Below are 4,797 nucleotides of genomic sequence, written 5' to 3' on the forward strand. Positions count from 1 at the left end.
CACTGGCGGCATGACATTCGGCATGTATGGTCTGCTGTTTCTGCTGCCACTGACCTGGCAGAGCACGGACGTGCTGGGCCCGATAGGCGCCGGTCTTGCTCTGATGCCGATGGCGCTGGTGTTCGTGGCCGTATCGTCTTACTCGGGTGTGTTGGAGCAGCGTTTGGGCTCGGCCATCGTGACCGGCGGCGGGGTGGCGGTGATCGACTGCGGTTTGCTGTTATTAACCCGGCATGAAAATACCTTCATGCCGGGTTAATAGCGCGAGTACGCAAACGCGTGCTCGCCGCGGCCATCGGCCGCGAAGCACTTGAAAATCAAGGACGGACATGTGCCGGCCTTGATTTTCGGGTGCGTTGAAAACAGCCGATATTTCAGCTGTTTTGGTGCCAAGTTAATAGTCGCGCTCACGGCATCGACCGTCGGCCTGGCGGGCACCGAGGTCGGAGTGGCCTTGACCGGGCTGGGCATGGGCTTGGCGACCGGTCCGCTCATGGGGGCCGCGGTTGGGGCGGTATCGACGGCCCGCTCGGGCAGTGCGGCCGCGTTGATCAATGTCGCCCGTATGGTCGGGGCGACGCTCGGGGTGGCGGCGCTGGGCGCAGTATTCGCCTTCGCCGGCGGCGGATTTCCGGGCCTGCGTGCGGCCCTGCTAATCGGCGGCGCCGTCCAACTGGCGGCCGCGGCCGTTGCGTGGCGCCGGTAATTTTAACGAGCATTCCGATCTACCAGAACGGCGGTTATCGGCCATATCGCGGCTGGCTGTCCGATTGGATTCGACATGTCGACCGGATCCAAAGCGTTGGATTGCCCTGTCCGTAGCTTATTCTTCCCAAGGATTGATCACATCAATACCACAGCCTTCAAAATCTCGTACGTTCCGCGTCGCCAGGCTGGCACCTCGGGAATAGGTCACCGAGGCGATCATGGCATCGAATTGGCTGATCGGCCGCCCTGATTCCCGCCTGACCGCGGCGATTTCGGCATAGGTATCGGCAGCGGCATTATCGAAGCTCAGAGTCCGGCCTGCCAAGTCTTCGTCAAAGATCGCCAGCGCCGCTGCCCATAAGCGTTGCCGACGCTGACCATCAGCCAAAAGACGGAGGCCGTAGAGTATCTCGCCGCGCGACACTGTGGTTGTGAATAAGGCAGGCCGTGGTTGTTTGGCTACCCAAGTCACCACTTCGGCTTCAGGAACCGGTCGAAGCAATTCCGAGAGGACGTTGGTATCCAGGACGATCATTGATCCGGGTCGATGGGGTTTCGTATCGCCTCTCGCGAAGGGCTTTCCAATTCCACGCCGCCTAGCGGCTCGATCCGGGCACGGATGGCTGCGACCAGCCCCTGGCCCGGGTCGAGCTCGATCGACAAGGCTGACCGTAAGATATTCCGCGCTTCATCCTCCATCGAACGGGCGTTCCGGGCCGCTTGCACCCGCAAGCGCGCCTTGAGTTGATCATCGATATGCCGAATCGTCATGCTCGCCATAATCTCTACTCATGATTAATCAATGATTGGATTTTAATCACTGATGGCATGCCAGGCAAGCTACGTGCGGCGCTCGGATCAATGAGCAACTCGGGGTCGCGATTTGGATCGGCGACGGGCAAGCACCGGCATCGCCACGAGCAGCATCGTGATCAGCGGGTCGATCGCGAAGCGAAAGCGCTGGTTTTCGCCGATCTCGAACATATTGCCGATCACGCTGACGTACATGACGTTGAGCCAGACGAAGATCAGCGTGGCGTCGAGGTTTGAAACGCGGCGCCGCCACGCGCAGCGCAAAAACAGGCCCAGGCCGAACAGCGCCGCGATGATATAGCCGGCGGCAATAAAAATACCGATCGTGGCCGGTTTCAGATCGAATCGGGGGTTGTCCGGATAGACCGGCTGGCCGCCGATCACCTTGGCATACAGCCAGGCCCAGGGTTGGATCGCCTCGCGGTTGGCCTTGAGGAACGGGTAGTCGCTGGACGGCCGCCAGAACATCAGCCAGGCCGTGCCTATCGATTCCAGATAGACGCCCGGATGCGTGCGAATCGTAACCAGCGCGTCATGGCGCGCCATGTCCGAAATCTTCGCGTAGGGCAGATAGTTGAAGTTGACGTGCCCGGTGCTCTTGCGTTTGTTGTCGAGCACGGCGATGCCGGTGTGCGGGCGTTGCACCACCGTGCCCTCATAGGATTCGGGAATATCGAAGGCTTTGTCGTCGAGCGCGAGCGGCGTCATACGGCCTTGCTCGACCAATCGCTCGCGTTCGGCATGATCGAGTTTCAGCGTGGTGAGTTTGGCCAGACTCATGCCCATCCAGTCCGAAGTCGAGAATTGTCCAGTCACCGTCATGTTCTTGGCATACAGCGCCAGAACGAGCACGAACGGAACCGCCGCGGCAAGCAGAACCGCGCGCCGGTGTCCCGGCAGCACCAGCACGGCATAGGCGGCGAGCACCACGAACCACTCGATCTGGAATAGCGAGCGGGTATAAATCAACGCCGCCATCGCCGCGAACAGCGCGAGCGCGCGCTTCGGCCCGAAATCGCGCAAACAGGCATCGAACAGCCAGACGATCGCCACCAGCAGCACCAGCACGATGACCGTGTAGTACGGCAGGCTCTCGTAGAGCATCAGCGCGGGCGAGCACATGAACAGCCCGGCAACGGTTGCGGCGACCGCCACTCCGGCGCCGACTCGTCGCAGAAGGCCGTAGAGCAGCAGCGTCGAGCCGATGGCCATGAGCGAAAACACCACCCGGAACAGCGCCGCGGTGGTGAAATCGCCGCCGCCGATCAGCGCCGATAGCTTGACCACGATACCGAGCAGCAGGTTGTACAGCGGCGGCTGGCCGGGCATGTACCACAGGCTGGTGAGCAGATCGTGGCGCAGCAGCACCGGATCGAGAATCTGCCACGAGGTGCCCATCGGCGACAGATCGAAGCGCACACCCGCCGCGTAGGCCGCGACGCGCGAGATCACATAAACCGCGATGAGCCCGCAGACCGCCCACCGATCGGCCGGAACGCGGCGCGCACCGCGGTCGGTGTTCATAGCTTGGTGCGATGAAAGACGGTGCGTGGCACGGCCTTGATGACGGTCATGATCACGCGCCAGAAGGCGGGCGTATAGACGACCGCGCGGCGCTTGTCGATGGCCGCCACGATGTCCCCGCCGACCTTGTCGGCGCTGGCGAACAGCGGGCCCTTGGGCAAATCCGCGGTCATCGGCGTGTCGACCAGGCCGGGGCGGATGGTGAGCACGTCCACGCCCGAGCCGTGCAGCCGGTGCCGCAGGCCGTCGAGGAACGTGTTGACCCCGGCCTTGGCGCTGCCATAGACATAGTTGCTGGCGCGGCCGCGGTCGCCGGCCACCGAGGAGATCACGGCGATCAGGCCGGCGCCGTGGGCCTGCATGCGGTTGGCGAGATCGGTGACGAGCGCGATCACGCTCACCGCGTTGGTATGCCAGGCGGCCACCGCGGCGGCCGGATCGGCGGCGCAGGCGGTCTGATCGGGCAGCGTGCCGTAGGCGATGAACGCCGTGTCGATGCCGCCGAGATCGGCCTCGGCGGCATCCAGCATCGCACCGTGCGCCGCTAGGTCGTCGGCGTCCATGGCATAGGCCGTCGCCCGGGCCGCGCCGCGCACCGACAGGTCTTGTGCGACCGGATCGAGCTTATCGCGGCTGCGCGCGACCAGGAATAGGGTGTCGCCGCGTTCGGCGAAGCGACGGGCGGCGGCTTCGGCGATCGCCGAGGTCGCGCCCACGATAAGAATACGGTTCATGCGTTGTCTCCCGTCACACGAAGCCAAAAGTTCGAACAAAACGCCGGATCGACATACGCCGCGAATTCGCGCCAGCGCGGAAAATACTGCTGAAAGGCGGCGTTCGACATGCGGGCGTCCTTGGCCGGGTACACCGCGCCGCCCGCGGCCATGACCACCTCGTCCAGCGAATCCAATAACCGGCGCGTGGCCTCGCCGCGATTGGGAAAATCCAGCGCCAGGGTCGTACCCGGGCGCGGAAACGACAGCATGCCGGGCGAGGGTATATCGCCGAATACCTTGAGCACGGACAAGAACGAGCCCTGGCCGGAGGCCCCGATGCGCTCGAGCAGCTCGGCGATCGAAGCCCGAGCATCGCCCGGCGGCACCACGCACTGGTACTGATAGAAACCGGCCGGGCCGTACGCCCGGTTCCAGTTGCGGATGCCGTCCAGCGGATAGAAATACGGCTGATAATGCTGAGTAGAGCGAAAATGCCGGCGTCGCTTGCGATGAAAATACAGCCGGTTCAGCGGCCCGAGCGTGGCCGGGTTCATCAGCGAGAACGGTGGCGTGAACGCAAAGTTCGGCCCGGCTTTCGGCCCAGGGGCATTGGGCTGGCCCATCGCCGGCCGATGATTGGCGCGCATGAACCAGCCGCGGCCGAGTTTATCGCCGGTGGCGCTGCAATCGACCCAGGCCACGGTGTACTCGTAGTCGGTTTCCGAGGCAGCCGAGAGCTCGAAGAACGCGCGCAGGCTGTCGAAGCGATGCGTATCGACATCCATGAACGCGCCGGTCACGCGCTTGAGTCGCATACGCACGCGCGTGATCAGGCCGGTCAGGCCGAGACCGCCCACGGTGGCCGCGAACAACTCGGCGTTCGTGCGCAGGCTACAGGTACGCGTGGTGCCGTCGCCGGCCGTCAGATCGAAGTCGAGCACATGCCGCCCAAAGGTGCCGGCGACGTGGTGGTTCTTGCCGTGCACATCGTTGGCGATCGCGCCGGCCACGGTCACGAACTGGGTCCCCGGCGTGA

General features: G+C 63.8%; 5 protein-coding genes and 1 pseudogene. 1 reads left to right on the top strand and 5 read right to left on the bottom strand.

The genetic code is table 11. From position 1 onward, the window contains the following. A pseudogene (locus VFJ08_RS15725) lies at nt 1-706 on the top strand (hypothetical protein); the annotation flags it as partial. A 117-nt stretch (nt 707-823) separates the two neighbouring features. Here VFJ08_RS15725 and VFJ08_RS05555 read toward each other — a convergent pair. From VFJ08_RS05555 to VFJ08_RS05575, 5 genes are all read right to left on the bottom strand, one after another. Beyond that, complete coding sequence (locus VFJ08_RS05555; protein WP_324996007.1) at nt 824-1,243, bottom strand: type II toxin-antitoxin system VapC family toxin; 420 nt, start codon at nt 1,241-1,243, stop codon at nt 824-826. Continuing rightward, nucleotides 1,240-1,488: a FitA-like ribbon-helix-helix domain-containing protein gene (locus VFJ08_RS05560; RefSeq protein WP_324996009.1), complete on the bottom strand. Its 249-nt coding sequence runs from the start codon at nt 1,486-1,488 to the stop codon at nt 1,240-1,242. The genes VFJ08_RS05555 and VFJ08_RS05560 overlap by 4 nt, the downstream gene beginning before the upstream one ends. Before the next feature lie 78 nt (nt 1,489-1,566). Continuing rightward, on the bottom strand, nt 1,567-3,045 hold the full coding sequence (locus tag VFJ08_RS05565; RefSeq protein WP_324996011.1) for a hypothetical protein: 1,479 nt from the start codon (nt 3,043-3,045) through the stop codon (nt 1,567-1,569). Further along, on the bottom strand, nt 3,042-3,779 hold the full coding sequence (locus VFJ08_RS05570; RefSeq protein ID WP_324996013.1) for an SDR family oxidoreductase: 738 nt from the start codon (nt 3,777-3,779) through the stop codon (nt 3,042-3,044). Before VFJ08_RS05570 ends, VFJ08_RS05565 begins: the two co-directional genes overlap by 4 nt. Then, the coding region (locus VFJ08_RS05575) for an FAD-binding oxidoreductase (RefSeq protein ID WP_324996015.1) at nt 3,776-4,797 on the bottom strand (1,022 nt) is incomplete at its 5' end. The genes VFJ08_RS05570 and VFJ08_RS05575, both read right to left, overlap by 4 nt.

Origin of the sequence: Salinisphaera sp. (genome assembly GCF_035690525.1) — a bacterium.
Classification (GTDB): Bacteria; Pseudomonadota; Gammaproteobacteria; order Nevskiales; family Salinisphaeraceae; genus Salinisphaera.

Excerpts from the sequence above, each read along its gene's own strand:
- VFJ08_RS05555 (WP_324996007.1), bottom strand. The coding sequence starts at position 1,243 with ATGATCGTCCTGGATACCAACGTCCTCTCGGAATTGCTTCGACCGGTT.
- VFJ08_RS05560 (WP_324996009.1), bottom strand. The coding sequence starts at position 1,488 with ATGGCGAGCATGACGATTCGGCATATCGATGATCAACTCAAGGCGCGC.
- VFJ08_RS05570 (WP_324996013.1), bottom strand. The coding sequence starts at position 3,779 with ATGAACCGTATTCTTATCGTGGGCGCGACCTCGGCGATCGCCGAAGCC.
- VFJ08_RS05565 (WP_324996011.1), bottom strand. The coding sequence starts at position 3,045 with ATGAACACCGACCGCGGTGCGCGCCGCGTTCCGGCCGATCGGTGGGCG.